The sequence below is a fragment of the Paenibacillus terrae HPL-003 genome, from assembly GCF_000235585.1.
GTDB lineage: Bacteria > Bacillota > Bacilli > Paenibacillales > Paenibacillaceae > Paenibacillus > Paenibacillus terrae_B.
Window position 1 is genome coordinate 4,035,890 of record NC_016641.1, and the last position, 20,096, is coordinate 4,055,985.

The following is a 20,096-nucleotide window of genomic DNA, read 5'->3' on the forward strand; positions in this document are numbered from 1 at the left end:
TTAGTGTATGGGGGCTGAGTGGTTTATAATGGAAGGTAAGATATAAGACAATGGTGTGAAGGGGAGGCCGTGAAATGGCGTTTATGATATCCCAGCGGGCTTTTATCAAAATTTATCTGATCACAATGGTGGAAAAGCATCGCGGTTATGGATATCAGATGCTCGAATCGATGAAGGATGAGTTTAGTGGCTTTGGATATGTTCCGCCTCAGAGTGAGGTCTATCGGGCGCTGCATGAGCTGGTGCAGGAGGGCGTTTTTTACCGTACCAAACGGTTAAAAGGAACAGATCCCCGCGTAGATTTTCAGGAAATTGTACTCTATCATTTTACAGATGATGGGGAGGAGAAAGCGCGACTATACAAGAAGCAGGTCAAAACCGATTTGGACCGTTGCTTAGGTATGCTGCACAAAGCGGAACAAGACAACTATTCCTGACCACGAAAGGATGAGAACGATGGGTAGAAAGCTGAAATGGGGAATTTTAGGCACTGCAGAGATTGCCAAAATTGCTGTAATTCCGGCGATTCAGCAATCCGAACGTGGAGAAGTACTTGGGATTGCTAGTCGCAATGCGGATAAAGCCGCCGAGGCCGCCCAGGAGTTCGATATTCCGAAAAGCTATGGAAGCTACGAGGAATTGTTGGCTGATCCCGAAATCGGGGCGGTGTACATCCCCTTGCCGAACCATCTGCATGAAGAGTGGACGATCAGGGCCGCGGAAGCGGGAAAGCACGTTTTGTGCGAAAAACCATCCTCTCTTAGCTCAGCCGGGACAAGCCGCATGATTGAAGCATGTAAAAGTGCAGGAGTCATTTTTGCAGAAGCTTTTATGTATCGCTATCATCCGAAGCATCGACGAATTAAGGAAATCATTAATAGCGGTGAAATTGGTGACATTCGCGGCATTCATTGCACATTCACGTTCAACAATTCCGACGAGGCAGATAATGTGCGCTTCAATAAAAGCATGGGCGGTGGATCGTTGTACGATGCAGGCGTATATCCGATTTCGGCGGCCCGTATGTACTTGGACCGGGAGCCGGAGGCGGTGACAGTACATGCTTTATTTTCACCAGAGCATGACAATGTCGATATGATGGCATCCGGCCTGCTGGAATTTCCGGGCGGGGTGAACCTTACCTTCGATTGTGGCATGTGGGCCGCGAACCGTTCCAATATGGAGGTTCTGGGTAGCAAAGGGACGATTGCGATGCCTAAAATGTTCGGCTGGGAGAGATCGTCTGTCGTACCGCAAATTTTTGTCCATGTCGGTTCGGTTACACGCGAGGAACGACTTAAAGGTTACAATTCCTTTGAGCTGCAAGCGGATGCTTTTGCCAAAGCGGTGCTTGACGGTGTTCCGTTGCCGTATGAACCCGAAGACGCGGTAAGTAATATGAAGGTGATCGACGCTTGTATCGAGTCGGCTCGCAGCCGGAAACGGGTAGAGATCAGATAAACCGGATAAACGAGTCCTCAGAAAGCATAAAAAAAGCAGCGTGTCACAAGGACAAGCTGCTTTTTTAGATGAACGAATACATAGGCTACGGTTAAGCGTAAAACCTTCGATGAATTATATATGTTTCAGCTCAGCAAGCTGTGAATCGCTCGAATGGCTCATGATCATATCTTTCTTCTGGTCTGAATGAAACTTACATACAGTACGTATGCTCTTTTATACTCGTTCATGGAGCTATGCAATCAGCAGAGACTTTTATTCTCGACGTAGAATGTGATATAAAAAGAATAGTGTGTTAAGGAGGGAATAACCGATGGATGAACATATGAAGCGTCGTCTGGATAAGCAAAAGCAGTTGTTTAAGCAACTGGGAATTCAGCTGGACGCGCTCTCTATCCATGAAAAACAGTTTAAGAATAAAATGCGCGGCTATGATCCTGATGAGGTGGACGCCTTTCTGGATGAAGTGATAAAGGATTATGAACGCTTCTATGCGAACATAGCCGACCTGATGGACAAGTGGCAGGAGCAGCAGGCAACCATACGTGATTTGAAAAATGCACCCAAGCCTGCCGCCGATTATAACGCACTTGACCGACGCCAACTGGAAGACATCGTTAAGCAACTGGAATATAGCGTCCGCCAGCTAAAGGTGCGAGTACGCCCTGAAAATGACTATTTTCCGGAGTAAGGCGCAGTAAGCGCTGTGTCGGTGCCTCTCATTGTGGTATGATGGAACTATGCATATGTACACAAACATTTAATGAGGCACACACATAAAGGTGGTTAACATGAGTACCCATTTTTCCGTTAGTATCCATTGTCTGCTTCTTCTGGCTGAAGGAGCGCCAGAGCGGATGACTTCGACACTTGTCGCTTCCAGTATCAATACGAATCCGGTGGTTGTTAGAAGAATCATGAGCCGACTCAAGCAAGCCGGTCTGGTTGATTCCTCACCAGGAGCACGGGGCTTTCGTCTGAGCATGTCCAGTTCAAATATTAATCTTAAAATGATATATGAAGCGACCAAAGACGACGGTCCGCTGTTCGCTATCCATAGTGACAGCAATCACAATTGCGAGGTAGGCAAGAACATCGACGCTTTGCTGGACGGATTATATACCGTAGCAGAGCAGAAAATACAGGCGTTTTTCGAGACAGTTACGCTGCGGGATCTGGAGCAGGCGCTTCAGCAGCGGGTTGGGCAGCAGAGTACATCCGTGTAAAGACGCCAGTAAGGAGAATTGCAATGAAAATCATCGTACTTTCAGATACTCATATGCCACACCGAGGCAAAGCGCTTCCTAGTCGGCTTGTACAGGAGCTCAAAGGCAGCGACCTCATTCTCCATGCAGGAGACTGGACGGATTGGTTCGTATATGAAAGGCTATCCGAATTTGCACCTGTGCAAGGGATTGCCGGAAACAATGATGGAGTAGACATCGTAGAGCGTCTGGGCTATCAAAGAATCGTTGAAGTCGAGAGCAAACGGATCGGCATGGTCCATGGTCACGGCTGGCGCGGCTCAACAGAGAACATCGCACTGAATACATTTAAGGGAGAAACGCTGGATTGCCTGATTTACGGACATTTGCATATTCCGGTTGTCAAAAAATTGGATGGACTGCTCGTCCTCAATCCCGGATCTCCGACAGACAAACGCGGCGAGGACGAATATTCATTTATCGTGCTGACGATTGAAGCCGGGCAGATGGAAGCACAGCTTGTTCTTTATCCAGATAAGTATTAATAAACCAACAACCGTTGATTAAAGGGGAAGCTATGGCTATTTTTGAATTGGAACCGATGAAGCATCATGTGTTGATCTGTAATGGGGGCACGTGTATGCGACATGAAGGTGAAGAAGTTACACAAGCAATTCGGGATGAAATCCGTGAACAAAACGCAGAAGCTTATATTCATACGACCAGAACTCGCTGTAATGGACGTTGTCACGATGCTGCGGTTGTGATCGTATACCCTCATGGGGACTGGTATGGTCAGATGACGCCTGCTGCGGGCATACAACTGGTACAGAAGCTTGTAGCAGGTGAGAAGCTGAAACCACATCTTTTTCACACAACAAACTATAAACAAGAACATGTGTAGAGAAAATCTTTCCGGAGATTTTCTCTTTTTTGCGTTTAATCCGTGACCTGAAAGGTAAGAGTATACTGTGGACACCAATCCGATAGGGAGGGAAACGAAAATGACCCCATTTAACGATGACCTGCACCATCAGGATAAAAGAAAAGGACAGGCGGGGAAAGGACAAACGGCGCATGACCATCAGGAGCAACCCGTAAATCGGGATCACGCTGAGCAGTATCCGACGGAGCAGGAGAGCTTGTTCGATCGATTTGAAAGTGAACAGACGGTAGATGCTATCCCCGTAGAGGATTTGAAGATGGAACTTCAGGAGGAATTCGACAAGGACGCGACCAAGCACACCTCTTCCAGTGAGAAAAAATACAAAGGCGACGCATAAATCTTCAGTCAACTGGTAATATTTAAAAAGAAAACTCTTGACATTAAGATATGTATAATATATATTTAGTTACGAAAAGTAATTAATTTTTCTCAGGAGGTAATAAAAAATGTCTAAAGACTTCTTCACAGCCCTGAAAGAAAGACGCTCCTATTACGGTATTAGCAAAGAACAAGTTATTTCCGACCAACGGATTCAAGAGATTGTAGAGGAAGCTGTTAAATATACACCTACCTCTTTCAACTCCCAGACTTCACGTGCAGTTGTACTGCTCGGTGAACATCATGACAAATTGTGGAATATTACAGAAAATATTTTGCGCGAAGTTGTTGGCAATGAAGAGCAATTTAAATCTACTGCTGAGAAAATGAGCAGCTTCCGTAGCGGCTATGGTACTGTATTGTTCTTTGAAGACAACAATGTAGTGGCTGGATTGCAACAACAATTTGAAGCTTATGCGGACAACTTCCCAATCTGGTCTAACCAATCCAACGGCATGCTGCAATTGGTTGTATGGACAGCTCTGGAGCAAGAAGGACTGGGCGCATCCCTTCAGCATTACAATCCTTTGATCGACGAAAAAGTGAAAAATGAATGGAGCATTCCTGAGCATTGGAAACTGATTGCTGAATTGCCATTTGGTAAACCGACATTCGAACCAGGTGAAAAGGAATTCCAGCCTGTTGAAGAACGCGTAAAAACGTTTAAATAAGCCAGACGATGCAGCGACGATTCATGCTCGGCCTGAATAAAGCACTGTGGATATTCACAGTGCTTTTTGCTATTCCATTTTTAAGGAGTGAGCTTCTGGATATGGTCTTTTTTCTTTTTTGTGAACGGGATGATTCAGGGGTTAATTCAGGCGTAAGCGGGTGATGCTACGTTTAAATTTGGATGAGAGGAAAAAACATATGCCATACGATTGCATTATTGTTGGTGGAGGGATTGCCGGGCTGCAAGCAGCCATTCAATTGGGAAGATATAGCAGTCATCGGGTTCTGGTGATAGATTCGGGCTATGGTCGATCCACGTTGTGCCATCAGTATCATAATATTTTGGGCTTTCCTGACGGGATTTCAGGTGAGGAGCTGCGACGGCTTGGACGTAATAAGGCCACGAAGCTAGGCGCTGAATTTGTTCAAGGTAAGGCGGTGAAAGCCACCAAGAGAGATGAGCTTTTTGCCATTCAAGTGGAAGAGGGAACGGTGTATTCCTCAAAGACGCTGCTGCTGGCAACGGGGCTGACCGATCGCTTTCCAAAGCTGGAGGGGCTTCTAGCCTGCTTGGGCAATAGCGTGTATGTCTGCCCGGACTGTGACGGATATGAGGTTCAGGATCGCAGCACGGTCGTGATGGGGGCTGGAAAAGCTGGAGCTTCCATGGCTCTGATTTTATCAGCGCGTACCGACCACCTGGTTTATGTGAACCATGAGCGTTCAGAGATGCCAGACGAGCTGATGATGAAGCTGCGCGAGAAAGGAATTGGATACAAGGAGGAAGCCATTTCCAGGATCATAACTGGGGAACCGGGACATTTTGAAGGAGTTCGACTGGCTAATGGAGAGGTTGTTCGGGCGGAGCGGGGCTTTTTGGCCTTTGGAGGCAACCATGTCCATTCAGAGCTGGCCGAGCAGTTGGGCGTGCACTTGCTGGATAACAAGCATATTGAGACTCACCCCCGCAGCAAAATGACCAATGTGAAGAATGTATGGGTAGCCGGAGATTTGGGGGCCCATGCCGAGCAAGCGACTGTTGCGATGGGCGAAGGAGCAATGTCAGCGATTTGGATACACAAAGTATTATCCGGTATGAAAACAAAAGTACCGCAGCTCTAAGAACTGCGGTTTAAAAGGGTGGACGTGTACCTGTGTGAAGGTGAAGGCCGAAGCGGTCCAATTGCTCGCTCATGCCATACTTGCGCAACATTTCCGTTTGTTTGTTGCCGATCAGATCAAAATGGGGATAGGGCTGACGCTGGTGAATATATTGGGGGTCCAATCCATTATTGCTGCACCATAAACGCAGCTTGTCCAAATTGGAACAACCCACCTTGGTTACGGTTGTAATACCTGGAAAGCGTTCATCCAGCCAGTAATGCGTTAGAAAAGCAATTTCGCCGCGACTGACCTCTCTTTTCCAGGCTGAAAGCTCTTGTCGGTTAATACCAAACGCCATCAGTCTCATCCTTCCTTGGTTCCTTCCGAAATCATAAGCGGTCGGGTAGATGTACCATTATTTTCGTATTATAGGCTGTATTACGGTTCCTAAAGGGTAACACAATAACAGGAGACCGTGTATGACGATCTCCTGTTAGCGGTTAGAGCCATCTTTCGGCCCAGCTCTCTACACCATTCAATGCATCACCGAGCTCCTTACCCTTGCGTGTCAGCGAATACTCGGTACGCACGGGTCGCTCTGTAATGACATTGCGAAGGATCAGCCCGCTAAGTTCCAGCTCCTTAATGCGTTCGTTCAGCATACGTTTGCTAAGATCAGGTATGGATACATGAATTTCACTGAATCGTTTGGGATGTTCCATCAAAGTATGAATGATGAGAGCGGTCCATTTTTTGCTGATGATCTGAAAGGACTGTTCCACCTTGCCGCACAAAAGCTTAGGCTGCCTGTCGTCGCTCATCGGAATCCCCTCAATTTCATTTGGTTGTTTTAAACAGTATACTAAAAGTAACTCTGTATACCAATAGTAACTATCTAGGTTTGTATCAACTGTGACATTTTTAACAGTTTTTTCTCATTCCTTGAATCAATCATACCACAGAAAACGTTATCATTACAGGAAATATTGAATGTTCACGATTTTGCTAAAATTTGATTGACTTGCCCCTTAATTTGGGTGTATTATGGGTTACGTTAATTCCTCAGGTAACTTTTAATAACCTCATCTTTTATAAAGGGAAGAAGGAATAATTCATGGATTCAATGACTTTTGTCTTATTTGGAGCGACAGGGGATTTGGCTAAACGTAAAATCTACCCTGCCTTGTATAATTTGTTTGTAGAAGGTAAAATTCCGGCTTCCTTTTCTGTAATTGGTATGGGGCGTCGTGAAGTGGCTGACGAACAGTTTCAAAGTAACGTAGAGCAATCCATTAAGGATTTTTCCAGACACGTGAATAATGACCGTGCACAGATGGATCAGTTCTTGAGTGCTTTCCGCTACAGTGCATTGAACGTCAATCACCCGGAAGATTATAAAAAGTTGTTACAGCTGGCTGAGCAACGTGAAAATGACTTGGGAATTCCGGAGAACCGCATGTTTTACTTATCGGTGGCACCGGAATTTTTTGATGTGATTGCCCTCAACATCCGGGAAAGCGGTTTGGCTGAAACGAAGGGCTGGAAACGGCTTATTATCGAAAAACCATTCGGACACGATCTGGAATCGGCACGTGAGCTGAATGATCGCTTAAGCAGAACGTTTGCCGAGGATGAAATTTATCGTATTGACCATTACCTGGGTAAGCCGATGGTGCAAAACCTTGAAGCCTTGAAATTTGCTAATCCATTGCTTCAGGGTGTGTGGAACAATCAATACATTGCCAATGTGCAAATTACGGCTTCCGAAACTGTAGGCGTCGAGGAACGCGCAGGATATTATGATCACTCCGGAGCTATTCGGGACATGGTACAGAATCACATGCTGCAAGTGCTGATGATGGCGGCTATGAATAAACCAGAACATGTAACGGCAGATCAGGTGCGTGACGAAAAAAGCAAGGTTATGGAGGCGTTGCGTGCACTCGATCCTTCTGATATTGCTTCCAGTGTGGTGAGAGGCCAATACACGAACGGTGAGATTAACGGAAAAGCAGTTCCTTCCTATAAAGAAGAGCCGGACATTGGACCGGATTCACAAAATGACACTTTCATTTCAGCTCGTCTGTGGATTGACAATGAGCAATGGTCAGGTGTGCCGTTCTATATTCGCACAGGCAAACGCATGAAGGAAAAGTCTACACGTATCGTCGTGGAATTTAAAAAGGATAGCGCAGACCCGTATGCGGCTCAAGGACAGCCTACCGAGCCGAACTTGCTTACGATTCTTGTGAATCCGGATGAAAAAGTAACACTGCGTCTGAACAGTAAGGACCCGCTGAATAACGGTCAACTGGAGACAGTGCTGATGAATTATACATCAGAGGTCAAGGATGTACCGGAAGCTTATGAGCGCCTCATCTTTGATGCGCTGCGCGGCGACTCCACCTATTTCGCTCACTGGAATGAAGTTGAGCTTTCATGGATGTGGGTACAGCCAGTGTTGGAAGCTTTTGCTCGTGGCGAAGTTCCGCTTCATACGTATGCGGCAGGCTCCTACGGTCCAGAGGCTTCTGACAAATTGTTGGAGGAACAGGGATTTACATGGTGGCTGGACCAAAAGTCCGAAAGTTCCGAAAAAGCGGTTGTTCGTTCGTAAACATGTACACATTACTACATTGAGAATATATTTTGCTACGGCAGGAGGCCTTTACCATGCAAGTTGGATTAATCGGTTTGGGAAAAATGGGCTTGAATCTCGGAAAAAACTTGATCGATCACAAGCATGAAGTTGTCGCTTACGACGTCAATGCAGCAGCGATTCAAGAAATGAAGGATTACGGTGCTACAGGTGCTCCCACACTGGAAGAACTTGTGCAGGCGACCCAATCCCCAAGAGTACTGTGGATTATGGTTCCCCATCAAATTGTTGATTCCGTGCTGGATCAGCTTCAACCGATTTTGTCCAAAGGGGACATTATTATTGAAGGTGGTAACTCTCATTACAAAGAGTCGATTGCTCGTCATGCCCGTCTGAAGGAATACGGTATCAGCTTCATGGATGCCGGAACCTCTGGCGGTATGGAAGGTGCACGTAGTGGCGCTTGTTACATGATCGGCGGCGACCCGGAAGCATGGGCGTTTGTTGAGCCTATTTTCCGCGATACAGCGGTGGAAAATGGTTATTTGTATGCAGGTAAATCCGGTAGCGGACATTTTCTCAAAATGGTTCACAACGGTGTGGAATATGGCATGATGGCCTCCATTGGTGAAGGCTTTGAAGTGCTGGAGAAAAGCAGCTTTGACTTCGATTATGAGCAAGTGGCACGCGTTTGGAACAACGGCTCCGTTATCCGCTCCTGGTTAATGGGCTTGACCGAGCGTGCATTTTCCAAGGATGCAAATCTGGATGAAATTCGCGGGGTTATGCACTCTTCCGGCGAAGGTAAATGGACGGTTGAGGAGGCATTGGACATTCAGGCGGCAACTCCAGTTATTGCGTTGTCCCTGCTGATGCGTTACCGTTCTCTGGATGCAGATACATTCAACGGGAAAGTTGTTGCCGCGCTGCGCAATGAATTTGGCGGTCATGCAGTAGAAAAGAAATAATAACGAAATAACTTAGCATCGATCCCCACAGCTTTAAAACTGTGGGGATATTGCTATATGTTCTTGCCGTGCGCTTTTTTGGCTTTATGCATATTTTTCCTTGTATAACCGCACAATAGATGAAAAAGAAGGCGGAAGGATGAATAGCATATGTGCAAAAGGTTTTCGTTATCGGCTGATTTGGACGAGGTAAGGGATCATTTTGGCATACAACGGGTGATGTATTATTATAAAACGCGTTACAATATGAGCCCTACCCAGCATGTTCCCATCGTGCTGCATCAGGAGGGGGAACGGGTTCTAGATGAATTTCGCTGGGGATTTATCCCCTATTGGGGCAAGGATTGTGTCAACGCCGATTTGAATACGGTACGAGTGAATCCAAGTTACCGCAAAATGGCCGAAACCCGGCGCTGTGTCATTCCTTGCAACGGCTTTTATTATTGGCGAAAGCTCGGTAAACGTATGTGTGCGGTGCGGGTGGTGTTGCCGGGACAGAAAATGTTTGCAGTCGCGGGATTGTATGAGGTATGGCAGGACAGCCGTAAGGAGCCGCTACGTACCTGTACGATGATGACGGTGCAGGCCAATGCGGATATTCGTGAATTTGACAGCCGTATGCCCGCCATTTTGGAATCCTCGAATATGGATTCATGGCTGGATCCGTCCATTAAGAACATAGATGAGTTGCTACCGTTGCTGTGCACGTATGAACAGGGCGATATGAGCATCTATCCGGTGACCCCGCTGGTCGCCAATGATGAACACGATAACCGCGAATGCATTCAGGAAATGGATTTGCAATGGTCCTGGATCAAGCCTTAAATAAATATGGAGAATTTTCATTCACTACAGATCATAAGCTTCCCGCCGCCTGCATAGGTATGTATTGGGGAACAAGCGTCATGATCCGGGGAGAGGGGAAACGGCCGAAGGAGTATCTCATATGGGATGGAGGCGATTGGAATGAGCAACGATACACTCATCCAACTGCTGGTGCTCATGGTGACGATCATCGGTCTGGTCCAAAACCGGTAAGTGGCAGTTCCAGAAGGCGGGAGAATTGCCCTAGGCAATCTTCCGCTTTTTTTCGTTTTCCTTTCAAGAGCAGCAACAAGAGATTTTTTTACGTTAAAATGCTCGCAGATGGAGGGAGCTTGCGGTACAATAGATGCTAAGCTACAGGTGACAAGACACCTGAATATACGGCTATATATGATACATGTTTAAGGGAGAGCGAATCATGAGTGAATTGACTTCATTACCACCATCGAAAAAGCGAAAGCTGCTGTTTAGCGCGGGACTTAGTTGGCTGTTTGATGCCATGGACGTTGGGCTGCTTTCGTTCATAGCCGCAGCGCTGGCTAAGGAGTGGCATTTGGGATCGGAGCAGGTTGGTCTGTTGACTGCGATGAACTCGATAGGGATGGTGTTTGGGGCCGCTTTAGCGGGGATTTTGGCTGATCGCTACGGCAGGCGTGCGATATTAGTGTGGACGCTGTTGATCTTTTCTATTGCAAGCGGCTTATCAGCTTTGGCGACCGGGCTCGGTGTACTGTTAATACTGCGCTTTATTGCAGGCGTAGGCTTGGGGGGGGAATTGCCTGTAGCTTCGACGCTGGTGTCGGAATCGGTGCCGGTTCAGGAACGGGGAAAAGCGGTCGTTTTGTTGGAAAGCTTCTGGGCCGCGGGATGGATTCTTTCTGCGCTTATTGCCTATTTTGTTATTCCAAAGTACGGCTGGCAAATGGCCTTTATTCTCGGTGCAGTGCCAGCCCTGTACGCCCTTTATTTGCGCAAAGCGGTAGAGGATTCACCACGATACAAGCAGCAGAGTGTCAAGCTTCCACTGCGTGAAAGACTGGCTTCCATTTGGTCTGGGCCGAACCGCAAGTCCACCTTAATGCTGTGGATTTTATGGTTTACGGTTGTATTTTCCTATTACGGAATGTTTCTGTGGCTGCCAAGCATTATGTTCATGAAGGGTTTTGAACTGGTTAAAAGCTTCGAGTATGTCCTGATCATGACGCTGGCGCAATTGCCAGGTTATTTTACTGCGGCATATCTAATTGAAAAGCTGGGCCGCAAATTCGTGCTGATCGTCTATTTACTGCTAACGGCGGTGTCCGCGATTTGGTTTGGTACCTCAGAAACGGCAGGAATGCTGCTGGCTGCTGGTATCTGCTTGTCCTTTTTCAATCTCGGCGCGTGGGGAGCCATGTATGCCTATACCCCGGAATTGTACCCAACAGCCGTCCGTTCTACTGGTGTGGGTATGGCGGCTGCATTTGGCCGTATTGGTGGCGTGATCGGACCTTTTCTGGTCGGAATGCTGGTCGGCCAGGGCATGGCGTTGCAATCTATCTTTGTGATTTTCTTTGTAGCGATCCTGATTGGAGCGGCGGCGGTATGGCTACTGGGGACCGAAACGAAAAATCGGGAGATCGACTAGCCTTTACATTCACCTGTGTAAAGATTCATAATACAAGAGAGAGGAGTGACCTGAAATGGAGCATACCTTTCTGCTCAAGGCAGACTGGAACGGGGGGCGCAACAGCGACGGTCATATTGAGGCAGGACAGCTGCGGACAGCGATTTCGATCCCGGCGGAGATGGGCGGTCCCGGTGTGGGCACCAATCCGGATGAAATGCTGCTAGGCGCTGCCGCGACCTGCTATTTGATTACATTGGCGGCGATGATGGAGCGCGCTGGTCTTCCTGTGGCTTCACTGGCGCTGGAATCCGAAGGAATTGTCGATGTCACGAACAATATTTTTACATATCGTCGAATTATCCATCGTCCGCGAGTTCATTTGGCCGCCGATGCGACAGAATCGCAGGTCGAACAGGCATTGCGGCTGGCAGAGCAGGCAGAGAGCACTTGCATGATCTCGCGTGCCGTAGCGGGAAATGTGGCTTTATCTACAGAGCCCGTCGTGGAACGCGCCTCTTAGCACTATTTGAACCAGGAGTAATCATTCCAATTGCCCATTATTTTTTAATTTGAGGAGGACACAACCATGACAGCACAACAAAAATTGCTCGTTTTCGCAGGCTCTTACGCCGAATTGGAAGGCAGCGGAGTTTATGCGTACACTTTTAATGAAGAGACAGGGGTTCTTACATTACAGGATGAGTTCTCCGGATTGAAAAATCCAACCTTCCTGAACGTAGACGTGAAGAACCGGAAGCTCTATTCCATTGGAGAAACGACTTCTGCTACTGGAGCGAAGGTGGGCGAAGCTGCTGCTTTTGCAATTGATCCGGTCAAAGGGACATTTACATTGCTTAACCGGGCGGAAAACGTTGGCGCAACAACCTGTCACATTCAGCGTGATCCATCCGATCGCTACCTGATCGTAGTCAGCTACCACGGAGGAATGGTGGGATTGGTGTCTCTAACCGAGGATGGTCGTATCGGCGAGTTGCTGGATGTTAAACAGCATGAGGGCAAGGGAGCGCATCCTGAGCGTCAGGATCGTCCGCATCCACACTCCAGTTTCTTTAGCCCTGATGGTCGTTTCCTGTTCGTACAGGATCTCGGTTTGGATCTGATCCGTGTCTACACCATTGATGACAGTAAAAGACAACTGGTACTTCATGACGAAACGAAAACCCATGCAGGTGCAGGTCCACGTCACTTGACGTTCCACCCGAACGGTAAATTTGCTTTTGTCATTAATGAGGTGGATTCTTCCATTACTTCTTTTGCGTATGACGCAGAAGCAGGCAAGCTTACCGAGCTTGAGAGCGTACCGACTTTGCCGTCTGATTTTACGGGCGAAAACACAACCGCTGAGATTGCTATTTCGGAGGATGGTGCTTATGTGTACGGTTCCAACCGTGGGCATGACAGCATCGTAGTGTTCGCCGTAGACGCTGCAACAGGCAAGCTGAGCCTGGTAGAGCATGTTTCTGCCGAAGGCGAGCATCCGCGCCATTTTGCTTTGACTCCAAACGGTGATCATATGCTTGTGGCAAACCGCGATACGAATAACATTGTTACATTTAAAGTGGACAAGGCTAGCGGACGACTGACCTACACGGGACAACAAGTAACTGTGTCCAAGCCGGTATGCGTACAACCTTTTTACTTTTCCGTGTAAAATGATTAAGTAACTAAAGTGACTAAGTAACGGTATGCAGCTCATGACCGCTACGAGGACGGATCATTCTTCCGATCGCTGCCGCCCCCGGATTTCTTGATTGTATGTTCAAGGGTAGAAATCTGGGGACAAAGGCGAACGCTCCGCATCTTCAGAACAATTCCGTCCTCTCCGCTGCTTTGGTGCATTTGGCGACTATTCACTTTTTATACAGATGCATAAAAGATCGTAGATGTGTGATGGTTCCGAATGATTAACAAGCATAGAAGATTTTTAGAAAACGGTTCGTAGATTAATCAGCGAACCGTTTTTTATTTTTATGACTAGATATTTTCTAGAAGTCATTGCTTTGGAAATAGTCTAAAATTTTAAGGTTACAAATAAGATACGAATAATCTCGTTAGGAAAAGGGTACATATGTTATAAGCAGAACAATGATCCCTCTTATACAAATCTAGGACAAGCATTGCCAATTCCATATAATCTCTTGAGGCTTTATATGATCGGAGAAACCATCTGTTCGCGTAGTGGGCCACATCAATCGACAGCCATGGATTGCACACATTTTACACGAGGAGGAGTAGCTATGAAGATTATCATTACACAAAAGGAAGCCGCCGACAAAGGAATCTGGACAGAGATCATGGGGATGTTTGCTGTAACCAAAGAGGACGAGGTGTGGCAAAATGAAGAGTTTATTCTCACCGAAGAACAGGCGCGTCAGGTCGGATTGATGAAATAATAAGTCGTAAATAGGACATGTAAGCAAGTTTTAAGACCAAGTCTTAAAAAATCGTAACTTCTTTTTTATGTATCTGATACACTTTTTAACTGTACAACGTTTATGATAGGTGTATAAGGGTAATGAAGCTTACAGACACCGTGTACATACCCATACGGTAAGGAGAGATCAGACATGATGAGACTAGCTTCGAAATGGACAGTATTGGCTTTAATGATGATGCTGATAACGGCGGCGGGAGCAACAGCACAAGGCTACACGCCCGTAACACCTGCTGAAAATCAGGAGACCGTATATATAAACCAGTTGGAGATGCGTAACGGACAAATCTATTTGTCGGCAGATCCGATTGAATGGTATGAAGGTAAGGCAGCGGACAAGGCGTTCTTGGAGCATGAAGGAAACACAGGGTTGGACGGAGCACCAGACGGTTACTACATCGTGAATAATTCCGTGCAAAATGACGTGTACCAGGTTGCCCCGGATGCTTCGGTAGAGGTACAAATTTATGATCATACAGGTCGTATAGAAGATACAGATGTAAAATGGAACGAATCGATCCCTTTGGCACAGTTTGAAAAAGATTTTGCCAAAAAAGATGTATTGGATCTCAGCCAATTTCCATACCATGTGACGCTGCGTGACGGTAAGGTCGTTAAAATCGTGCAACAGTTCATTCCTTAACATACAAGGTATTGTATAACAAACACGTGCTTTTCACTTGATTCATATCAGGGAAGCACGTGTTTTTCATACGTTATAACAAAAAAGAGGATATCCATCCCAAATAGGGTCGGATATCCTCTTCTGTTCATATATATGGATTTAGAAGGATTTTGCAGCTTCTGTTGCACTTTGTACAGCAGCTTCAACAATGGCTTGTGCTTGATCTGGAGCTTGGTTATGTCCTTCCAGTACAACCTTCACAATGTCTTTTACACCGAAGAAGGATAAGATGTTGTTCATGTAGTTCAAAGACATTTCAGCTGCAGCAGCTGGTCCTTCGGAGTATACGCCGCCTCTTGCATTCAACAGGACTACTTTAGTTTCAGTTACGAGACCAACTGGACCCTCAGCAGTGTATTTGAACGTTTTACCAGCTTGGTTCAGGTAGTCAATGTACGTATGCAGTACAGCTGGAATCGTCATGTTCCAAAGCGGGAAAGCGAATACGACTTTGTCTGCTGCCAGGAATTGATCAAGGTAGCCGTTAGCTACACCCGCCAGACGAGCTTCTTCAGCGTTCAGCTCCAAGCCTCTAGCGGATTTGAACGTGCCGTTAATCATGTTGGCGTTCAAATAAGGAAGCTCGACAGAGAACAGGTCCAGTTCAGTGATTTCATCGGATGGATGGGAAGCTTTGTAGCTTTCCAAAAAGGCATTATACAATTTAACGGTTGCGGATTCTTCGGCTGTACGATCGTTAGCTTTGACAAATAATACTTTAGACATGATTTATTTCCCCCTAGTAAGTTAAGTAAGTCATTTACCACGTAATATTACAATATAAAGATAATATTTGTCAACACTTTTATATTAAATCTATTTTCAAAAGTTACTTTACTTTTTACACTGTAAAATTTATGTGTTTCTTTTGCAAAATATCAGTTTTGCGGTAAAATTTAAATATGAGCCGATTAGAAGAATGGATTCAATAGGCGAAGAATAAAATTACCATGTTGTCAGCAGGATAGGCACAACAGATGAACGAAAAAGGTGAGTAGCTTGAGGATTGGTTTTTTTGATTCAGGATTGGGTGGGATTACAGTATTATCTGAGGCGTTAAGACGGCTGCCAAACGAAAATTTTGTATACTTGGCGGATACGCTTCATGTTCCTTACGGGACGAAAACACCGCAAGAGGTGTGCGGATACGTCAAGGCTTCGGTACAAACTATTTTAAAAGAGGACGTTAAGGCGCTGGTCATTGCCTGCAATACAGCCACGAGTATAGCGGTTGCGGAGCTGAGGAACGAATACCATATTCCGATCATTGGCATGGAGCCGGCTGTGAAGCCTGCGGTGGAGATGAATCGAGCGAATGGTAAAAGAGTGCTGGTGTTAGCCACGCCGTTGACATTAAAACAATCCGGTTATGCAGCGCTGGTGTCCAGAGTTGACGATCATGGAAGTGTAGATTCGTTGCCCTTGCCCGAGCTGGTGCATTATTGTGAGCAGTTAAATTTTGACCGGACAGTAATGGCCGAATATTTTAACCGTAAGCTGTCTGCGTTCGATCTGGACTTATACGGTACGGTCGTTTTGGGGTGCACACACTATCCTTTTTATAAGGAGATCTTGAAGGGGCTGCTGCCTTCCCATATTCAGCTAATCGACGGGAGTCAGGGAACGATCAGACGGTTAAAACAGGTGTTGTCTGAGCGCGATTTGCTGGCATCTCCGGCAAAAGCGGGTCAATCGCAGGAGGGACACATTACGTTCCTGTGTACCAGTCAGGATGAAGACTATGTCCACAAAATGGAGCGTGCGCTTGAAATTTATGCGGAGCATGAAAAGATTTCTTTTTAAAGTAGGTGCGACTGGCGAACGGATTGAATCATAGCGATGAATCCCAGCGTCAGTCGCGTAGTGAATCAGAGGTATGCTGAAGTACTTGCTCCATGGCGACTGTGGGGTACATAATTTCGTGTTTGCCGGAAATGACACTTTAACGGGCATTATTGATCCTGATCCGGTGGTAGGAGAACCGTTATATGATCTGATATACGCCTTTTGCTCTTCACCGGACATGCTAACTGTCGATACGATTTTGCCAGCGTTAGAGAAGCTTGAGTCAGAAATGACAGGGAGTTACGAGCTGAACAAGGAAGTGCTACAGGGATTATACCTTCGAATAGCTACCTGCATTCGGCATCATCCAAAGGATCTTGATCAATATACAGAAGCGTGGACTTATTGGCTGAACAGGGTTCGCTGAAAGGAATAGGGAATATGAGTATACAAGGATGGAATCATATTTGCTTTTCGGTGTCAGATTTGGAGAAGTCGATACATTTTTATCAAAATGTTTTAGATGGAAAGCTGCTCGTCAAAGGACGTAAGCTGGCTTATCTGGACTGCTTGGGCATGTGGCTGGCTCTCAATGTGGAGGAGGATATCCCGAGAAATGAAATTCATCACTCCTATGTTTGAATTCCACACCGGACAATTGCAGGATCGCCTGGAATATTATAAAAATGAGAAAAAGCACATGACTTTTTATGATTGAGTAAGCGGTATCAATAATAACGTCTGAGCATATACAGGGTTCACATTTGGGAGGAATACAGAAGTATGTCACTTTCGCAGGAAAGCGGCTCCAAGCAAGCACAAGTCGTGAAAACGATGACAGTTTTTGCAATCACTTGGCCGATCTTTATAGAAATGCTGTTTCATATTTTAATGGGAAGCGTGGATACGTTCATGCTGAGCCATGTGTCGGACGAGGTTGTGTCGGCTGTGGGTGTGTCGAGACAGCTGATTGAATTTACAATTATTTTGTTCAATCTGCTTGGGCTTGGAGTAGGTGTCATCATCGCTCAGCTATTAGGTGCACAAAAGCATGTGGATGCGAGCCGTGTAACGGCCTCCGCCCTGACCTTCAATCTGGTATTTGGTTTGGCGCTGAGCTTGATGTTTATTGTGAGCCGGGATTTTCTGCTGTCCTTTTACCATATTACCCCGACGATTAAGGAAAATGCCGAGATCTATATGATGCTGGCAGGGGGTTCGCTGTTCCTGGAAGCGCTTATGCTAACCGCAGGTCCGGTGATTCGTTCACACGGTTTTACGAAAGATACGATGATCGTGGGCATTGGTATGAACATTTTGCATATTGTGGGGAATGCGTTGCTGATTTACGGCTGGTTTGGTCTGCCGCAAATGGGAGTGGCCGGAGCAGCGATTTCAACGGTAATTAGCCGCGCTGTAGCCTGTGTCTGGATTTTTATATTGCTGTACAAACGTGTAAGTGCGCCGATTCGCCTCCAGTATTATGTACAGCTTCAATGGAGCAAGCTGGTGGCTATCCTGAAAATCGGTATCCCGGCGGGACTGGAATGGTTGTCTTATCAGCTCAGTCAAATGATGGTAACCCGGTTTGTCAGCTTCATGGGCACAACGGCGATTGCTACTCATTTTTATACGAATACGATTGTGTACTTTTTTATGGTGTTCGGAATGGCAGTGGGCGAGGGGACGGAAATTATTGTTGCTCGCTTGATAGGTGCAGGAGATAAGGAGAAGGCGTATCACCAACTGCTGCGCAGCCTGAAATGGTCTCTGGTCATTACGATTGCGGTGATCGTGGTGGTATCCTTTTTCCGGTATGAAGTGATGGCGATCTTTACGGATGAACCGGCGATTATTCAACTGGGGGCAGCGATTCTACTGTTCTGTATACTGCTGGAGCCGGGGCGTGTGTTCAATCATGTCGTCATTAACTCCTTGCGAGCGGCGGGGGATGTACAGTTCCCGTTGATGATGGCGATCATCTCGATGTGGGGGATCAAAATTCCATTGGCGTATGTGCTGGGCATTCATCTGGGATATGGTGTGCTTGGGGTGTGGATTGCACATGCCTGCGATGAGTGGGTACGAGGTATTTTCCACTACCTGCGCTGGAAAGGTCGGAAATGGCAGCACAAGTCGCTGTTGTCCAAGGCCGAACTTCAAGCAGATTCGTTGTCAGGCTGACATTTGAAGCTGTAGTTGCTCTGGCTCTACTAACATAGGCATTCTCCATGGATATTGGGAATGCCTGTGTTTTTTTTACAAAAATAAGCAAAAGGGGATGTCCAAACTTTTCGAAAATTGCTAGAATATAGTAACCTCGAACTAGAATTTCAGTAGAGGTTTTCAAAGTTTCGGTTTGAAAGTTTCAGAGACGGATGGTTTCCGATTGAATCCATGAAGGAGGGAATAGGATGGAACGTAAAGTGCATATCATTCCTTACCAAGTGATCAAGCAGGAGCAACAGGTGAATGAAATACCGCGAGGGGTGGAGCTGATTCAGGCCCCTGCGGTGTGGAGCCAAACCCAAGGCCAGGGAGTGAAGGTGGCAGTACTGGATACGGGCTGTGATGCGGACCATCCTGATTTGAAGGAACGCATTATTGGTGGCCGGAACTTTACGGATGATGATGACAGTGATCCAAACATTTTCACGGATTACAACGGTCACGGTACGCATGTGGCAGGTACAATCGCGGCAGCAGAAAATGAGGATGGTGTGGTGGGTGTCGCCCCGGAGGCGGATTTGCTCATCATCAAGGTGCTGAACAAGCAAGGCTCTGGTCAATACGACTGGATCATTCAGGGCATTCATTATGCGATTGAGCAAAAGGCAGACATTATTTCGATGTCGCTTGGCGGCCCCGAGGATGTGCCTGAACTGCATGAAGCGGTGCAGAAGGCGGTAGCGAACCAAATTTTGGTCGTCTGCGCAGCAGGTAATGAGGGAGACGGTGACGACAGAACGGATGAGCTGGGCTATCCTGGCTGCTATAATGAGGTGATCAGCGTAGGCGCTGTAAATTTTGACAGACATGCTTCGGATTTCAGCAACTCCAATAATGAGGTGGATTTGGTTGCGCCGGGAGAAGATATATTGTCTACCATTCCGGGCGGCAAATACGCGACCTTCAGCGGTACTTCAATGGCTACCCCACATGTAGCTGGGGCTTTGGCGCTGATTAAGCAGTTGTCAAAAGCGAGCTTTGAACGGAACCTCACTGAGCCGGAGCTATACGCCCAACTGATCAAACGCACGATTCCACTCGGTCATTCTGCAAAGCTGGAAGGCAACGGTCTGCTGTACTTGACGGCAGTCGAGGAGCTTTCCCATATTTTCGACGCTCAGCGTGTAGCTGGGATATTGAGTGCAGGATCAATACATGTGAAATAAGCCGTAACT

Annotated in this window: 24 protein-coding genes and 1 pseudogene; 22 read left to right on the forward strand and 3 right to left on the reverse strand. The window is 46.7% G+C overall.

Annotated elements, in window-relative coordinates:
* Positions 1–74: 74 nt before the first annotated feature.
* From HPL003_RS18420 to HPL003_RS18460, 9 genes are all read left to right on the forward strand, one after another.
* Complete coding sequence (locus HPL003_RS18420) at positions 75–437, forward strand: replication termination protein (RefSeq protein WP_014281229.1); 363 nt, start codon at positions 75–77, stop codon at positions 435–437.
* 19 nt (positions 438–456) lie between these two features.
* On the forward strand, positions 457–1,461 hold the full coding sequence (locus tag HPL003_RS18425) for a Gfo/Idh/MocA family protein (RefSeq protein WP_014281230.1): 1,005 nt from the start codon (positions 457–459) through the stop codon (positions 1,459–1,461).
* Positions 1,462–1,774: 313 nt separating this feature from the next.
* Positions 1,775–2,152 carry a DivIVA domain-containing protein gene (locus HPL003_RS18430; RefSeq protein ID WP_014281231.1) on the forward strand — a complete coding sequence of 126 codons (378 nt, stop codon included), beginning with the start codon at positions 1,775–1,777 and terminating at the stop codon, positions 2,150–2,152.
* Positions 2,153–2,252: 100 nt separating this feature from the next.
* The gene (locus HPL003_RS18435; protein ID WP_043922437.1) at positions 2,253–2,687 is read left to right on the forward strand and encodes an Rrf2 family transcriptional regulator; all 435 of its coding nucleotides are present in this window, start codon (positions 2,253–2,255) and stop codon (positions 2,685–2,687) included.
* 23 nt (positions 2,688–2,710) lie between these two features.
* Positions 2,711–3,211, forward strand: coding sequence for a metallophosphoesterase family protein (locus tag HPL003_RS18440; protein WP_014281233.1), 501 nt, complete (start codon positions 2,711–2,713; stop codon positions 3,209–3,211).
* A gap of 32 nt (positions 3,212–3,243) precedes the next feature.
* Entirely contained in the window at positions 3,244–3,570 is a 327-nt protein-coding gene (locus tag HPL003_RS18445; protein ID WP_014281234.1) for a (2Fe-2S) ferredoxin domain-containing protein, read from the forward strand.
* A gap of 100 nt (positions 3,571–3,670) precedes the next feature.
* Positions 3,671–3,949: a hypothetical protein gene (locus HPL003_RS18450; RefSeq protein WP_014281235.1), complete on the forward strand. Its 279-nt coding sequence runs from the start codon at positions 3,671–3,673 to the stop codon at positions 3,947–3,949.
* Between the two features lie 109 nt (positions 3,950–4,058).
* Positions 4,059–4,661, forward strand: a complete 603-nt coding sequence (locus HPL003_RS18455) for a nitroreductase family protein (protein ID WP_014281236.1) — start codon at positions 4,059–4,061, stop codon at positions 4,659–4,661.
* Between the two features lie 199 nt (positions 4,662–4,860).
* Complete coding sequence (locus HPL003_RS18460) at positions 4,861–5,784, forward strand: NAD(P)/FAD-dependent oxidoreductase (protein ID WP_014281237.1); 924 nt, start codon at positions 4,861–4,863, stop codon at positions 5,782–5,784.
* Between the two features lie 10 nt (positions 5,785–5,794).
* On the opposite strand, the gene HPL003_RS18465 is transcribed toward HPL003_RS18460, so the two are convergent.
* Together HPL003_RS18465 and HPL003_RS18470 are read right to left on the reverse strand one after the other, a co-directional pair.
* Complete coding sequence (locus HPL003_RS18465) at positions 5,795–6,124, reverse strand: hypothetical protein (protein ID WP_014281238.1); 330 nt, start codon at positions 6,122–6,124, stop codon at positions 5,795–5,797.
* A 142-nt stretch (positions 6,125–6,266) separates the two neighbouring features.
* Positions 6,267–6,587 carry a winged helix-turn-helix transcriptional regulator gene (locus HPL003_RS18470; protein ID WP_007430161.1) on the reverse strand — a complete coding sequence of 107 codons (321 nt, stop codon included), beginning with the start codon at positions 6,585–6,587 and terminating at the stop codon, positions 6,267–6,269.
* A gap of 293 nt (positions 6,588–6,880) precedes the next feature.
* On the opposite strand from HPL003_RS18470, the gene zwf reads away from it, so the two are divergent.
* The 8 genes from zwf to HPL003_RS18505 all read left to right on the forward strand — a co-directional run bounded on the left by zwf (position 6,881) and on the right by HPL003_RS18505 (position 14,865).
* On the forward strand, positions 6,881–8,383 hold the full coding sequence (gene zwf, locus HPL003_RS18475) for a glucose-6-phosphate dehydrogenase (RefSeq protein WP_014281239.1): 1,503 nt from the start codon (positions 6,881–6,883) through the stop codon (positions 8,381–8,383).
* A 56-nt stretch (positions 8,384–8,439) separates the two neighbouring features.
* The gene (gene gnd / locus HPL003_RS18480; protein ID WP_014281240.1) at positions 8,440–9,333 is read left to right on the forward strand and encodes a phosphogluconate dehydrogenase (NAD(+)-dependent, decarboxylating); all 894 of its coding nucleotides are present in this window, start codon (positions 8,440–8,442) and stop codon (positions 9,331–9,333) included.
* Between the two features lie 150 nt (positions 9,334–9,483).
* Entirely contained in the window at positions 9,484–10,158 is a 675-nt protein-coding gene (locus HPL003_RS18485) for an SOS response-associated peptidase (RefSeq protein ID WP_014281241.1), read from the forward strand.
* A 418-nt stretch (positions 10,159–10,576) separates the two neighbouring features.
* A complete protein-coding gene (locus HPL003_RS18490; RefSeq protein WP_014281242.1) occupies positions 10,577–11,785 on the forward strand; it encodes an MFS transporter in 1,209 nt (402 codons plus the stop codon).
* Between the two features lie 55 nt (positions 11,786–11,840).
* On the forward strand, positions 11,841–12,287 hold the full coding sequence (locus tag HPL003_RS18495) for an OsmC family protein (RefSeq protein WP_014281243.1): 447 nt from the start codon (positions 11,841–11,843) through the stop codon (positions 12,285–12,287).
* Positions 12,288–12,353: 66 nt separating this feature from the next.
* Complete coding sequence (locus HPL003_RS18500; protein ID WP_014281244.1) at positions 12,354–13,439, forward strand: lactonase family protein; 1,086 nt, start codon at positions 12,354–12,356, stop codon at positions 13,437–13,439.
* A 586-nt stretch (positions 13,440–14,025) separates the two neighbouring features.
* On the forward strand, positions 14,026–14,181 hold the full coding sequence (locus HPL003_RS29260) for a hypothetical protein (RefSeq protein WP_014281245.1): 156 nt from the start codon (positions 14,026–14,028) through the stop codon (positions 14,179–14,181).
* A 174-nt stretch (positions 14,182–14,355) separates the two neighbouring features.
* Complete coding sequence (locus tag HPL003_RS18505) at positions 14,356–14,865, forward strand: hypothetical protein (protein WP_014281246.1); 510 nt, start codon at positions 14,356–14,358, stop codon at positions 14,863–14,865.
* A gap of 141 nt (positions 14,866–15,006) precedes the next feature.
* Here the strand turns inward: HPL003_RS18505 and HPL003_RS18510 are convergent, their stop codons facing one another.
* Positions 15,007–15,633, reverse strand: a complete 627-nt coding sequence (locus tag HPL003_RS18510) for an FMN-dependent NADH-azoreductase (RefSeq protein WP_014281247.1) — start codon at positions 15,631–15,633, stop codon at positions 15,007–15,009.
* A 273-nt stretch (positions 15,634–15,906) separates the two neighbouring features.
* Between HPL003_RS18510 and murI the strand changes: the two genes are divergently transcribed.
* From murI to HPL003_RS18535, 5 genes and pseudogenes are all read left to right on the forward strand, one after another.
* On the forward strand, positions 15,907–16,710 hold the full coding sequence (gene murI, locus HPL003_RS18515; protein ID WP_014281248.1) for a glutamate racemase: 804 nt from the start codon (positions 15,907–15,909) through the stop codon (positions 16,708–16,710).
* A gap of 73 nt (positions 16,711–16,783) precedes the next feature.
* On the forward strand, positions 16,784–17,119 hold the full coding sequence (locus HPL003_RS18520) for a phosphotransferase (RefSeq protein ID WP_274378181.1): 336 nt from the start codon (positions 16,784–16,786) through the stop codon (positions 17,117–17,119).
* 14 nt (positions 17,120–17,133) lie between these two features.
* A pseudogene (locus HPL003_RS18525) lies at positions 17,134–17,410 on the forward strand (VOC family protein).
* Between the two features lie 65 nt (positions 17,411–17,475).
* Positions 17,476–18,876 (forward strand): MATE family efflux transporter, encoded by a 1,401-nt coding sequence (locus HPL003_RS18530; protein WP_014281252.1) that lies wholly within the window; start codon positions 17,476–17,478, stop codon positions 18,874–18,876.
* A gap of 230 nt (positions 18,877–19,106) precedes the next feature.
* The gene (locus HPL003_RS18535; protein WP_014281253.1) at positions 19,107–20,087 is read left to right on the forward strand and encodes a S8 family peptidase; all 981 of its coding nucleotides are present in this window, start codon (positions 19,107–19,109) and stop codon (positions 20,085–20,087) included.
* Positions 20,088–20,096: the final 9 nt, after the last annotated feature.

What these genes read in the sequence shown, in the direction of transcription:
- HPL003_RS18470 (WP_007430161.1), bottom strand. Translation starts at nt 6,587, where the DNA reads ATGAGCGACGACAGGCAGCCTAAGCTTTTGTGCGGCAAGGTGGAACAG.
- HPL003_RS18455 (WP_014281236.1), top strand. Translation starts at nt 4,059, where the DNA reads ATGTCTAAAGACTTCTTCACAGCCCTGAAAGAAAGACGCTCCTATTAC.
- HPL003_RS18460 (WP_014281237.1), top strand. Translation starts at nt 4,861, where the DNA reads ATGCCATACGATTGCATTATTGTTGGTGGAGGGATTGCCGGGCTGCAA.
- HPL003_RS18500 (WP_014281244.1), top strand. Translation starts at nt 12,354, where the DNA reads ATGACAGCACAACAAAAATTGCTCGTTTTCGCAGGCTCTTACGCCGAA.
- HPL003_RS18445 (WP_014281234.1), top strand. Translation starts at nt 3,244, where the DNA reads ATGGCTATTTTTGAATTGGAACCGATGAAGCATCATGTGTTGATCTGT.
- HPL003_RS18530 (WP_014281252.1), top strand. Translation starts at nt 17,476, where the DNA reads ATGTCACTTTCGCAGGAAAGCGGCTCCAAGCAAGCACAAGTCGTGAAA.
- HPL003_RS18485 (WP_014281241.1), top strand. Translation starts at nt 9,484, where the DNA reads ATGTGCAAAAGGTTTTCGTTATCGGCTGATTTGGACGAGGTAAGGGAT.
- HPL003_RS18450 (WP_014281235.1), top strand. Translation starts at nt 3,671, where the DNA reads ATGACCCCATTTAACGATGACCTGCACCATCAGGATAAAAGAAAAGGA.
- HPL003_RS29260 (WP_014281245.1), top strand. Translation starts at nt 14,026, where the DNA reads ATGAAGATTATCATTACACAAAAGGAAGCCGCCGACAAAGGAATCTGG.
- zwf (WP_014281239.1), top strand. Translation starts at nt 6,881, where the DNA reads ATGGATTCAATGACTTTTGTCTTATTTGGAGCGACAGGGGATTTGGCT.
- HPL003_RS18520 (WP_274378181.1), top strand. Translation starts at nt 16,784, where the DNA reads ATGCTGAAGTACTTGCTCCATGGCGACTGTGGGGTACATAATTTCGTG.
- HPL003_RS18440 (WP_014281233.1), top strand. Translation starts at nt 2,711, where the DNA reads ATGAAAATCATCGTACTTTCAGATACTCATATGCCACACCGAGGCAAA.
- HPL003_RS18465 (WP_014281238.1), bottom strand. Translation starts at nt 6,124, where the DNA reads ATGGCGTTTGGTATTAACCGACAAGAGCTTTCAGCCTGGAAAAGAGAG.
- HPL003_RS18535 (WP_014281253.1), top strand. Translation starts at nt 19,107, where the DNA reads ATGGAACGTAAAGTGCATATCATTCCTTACCAAGTGATCAAGCAGGAG.
- HPL003_RS18490 (WP_014281242.1), top strand. Translation starts at nt 10,577, where the DNA reads ATGAGTGAATTGACTTCATTACCACCATCGAAAAAGCGAAAGCTGCTG.
- HPL003_RS18495 (WP_014281243.1), top strand. Translation starts at nt 11,841, where the DNA reads ATGGAGCATACCTTTCTGCTCAAGGCAGACTGGAACGGGGGGCGCAAC.
- gnd (WP_014281240.1), top strand. Translation starts at nt 8,440, where the DNA reads ATGCAAGTTGGATTAATCGGTTTGGGAAAAATGGGCTTGAATCTCGGA.
- HPL003_RS18425 (WP_014281230.1), top strand. Translation starts at nt 457, where the DNA reads ATGGGTAGAAAGCTGAAATGGGGAATTTTAGGCACTGCAGAGATTGCC.
- HPL003_RS18510 (WP_014281247.1), bottom strand. Translation starts at nt 15,633, where the DNA reads ATGTCTAAAGTATTATTTGTCAAAGCTAACGATCGTACAGCCGAAGAA.
- HPL003_RS18430 (WP_014281231.1), top strand. Translation starts at nt 1,775, where the DNA reads ATGGATGAACATATGAAGCGTCGTCTGGATAAGCAAAAGCAGTTGTTT.
- HPL003_RS18420 (WP_014281229.1), top strand. Translation starts at nt 75, where the DNA reads ATGGCGTTTATGATATCCCAGCGGGCTTTTATCAAAATTTATCTGATC.
- HPL003_RS18505 (WP_014281246.1), top strand. Translation starts at nt 14,356, where the DNA reads ATGATGAGACTAGCTTCGAAATGGACAGTATTGGCTTTAATGATGATG.
- HPL003_RS18435 (WP_043922437.1), top strand. Translation starts at nt 2,253, where the DNA reads ATGAGTACCCATTTTTCCGTTAGTATCCATTGTCTGCTTCTTCTGGCT.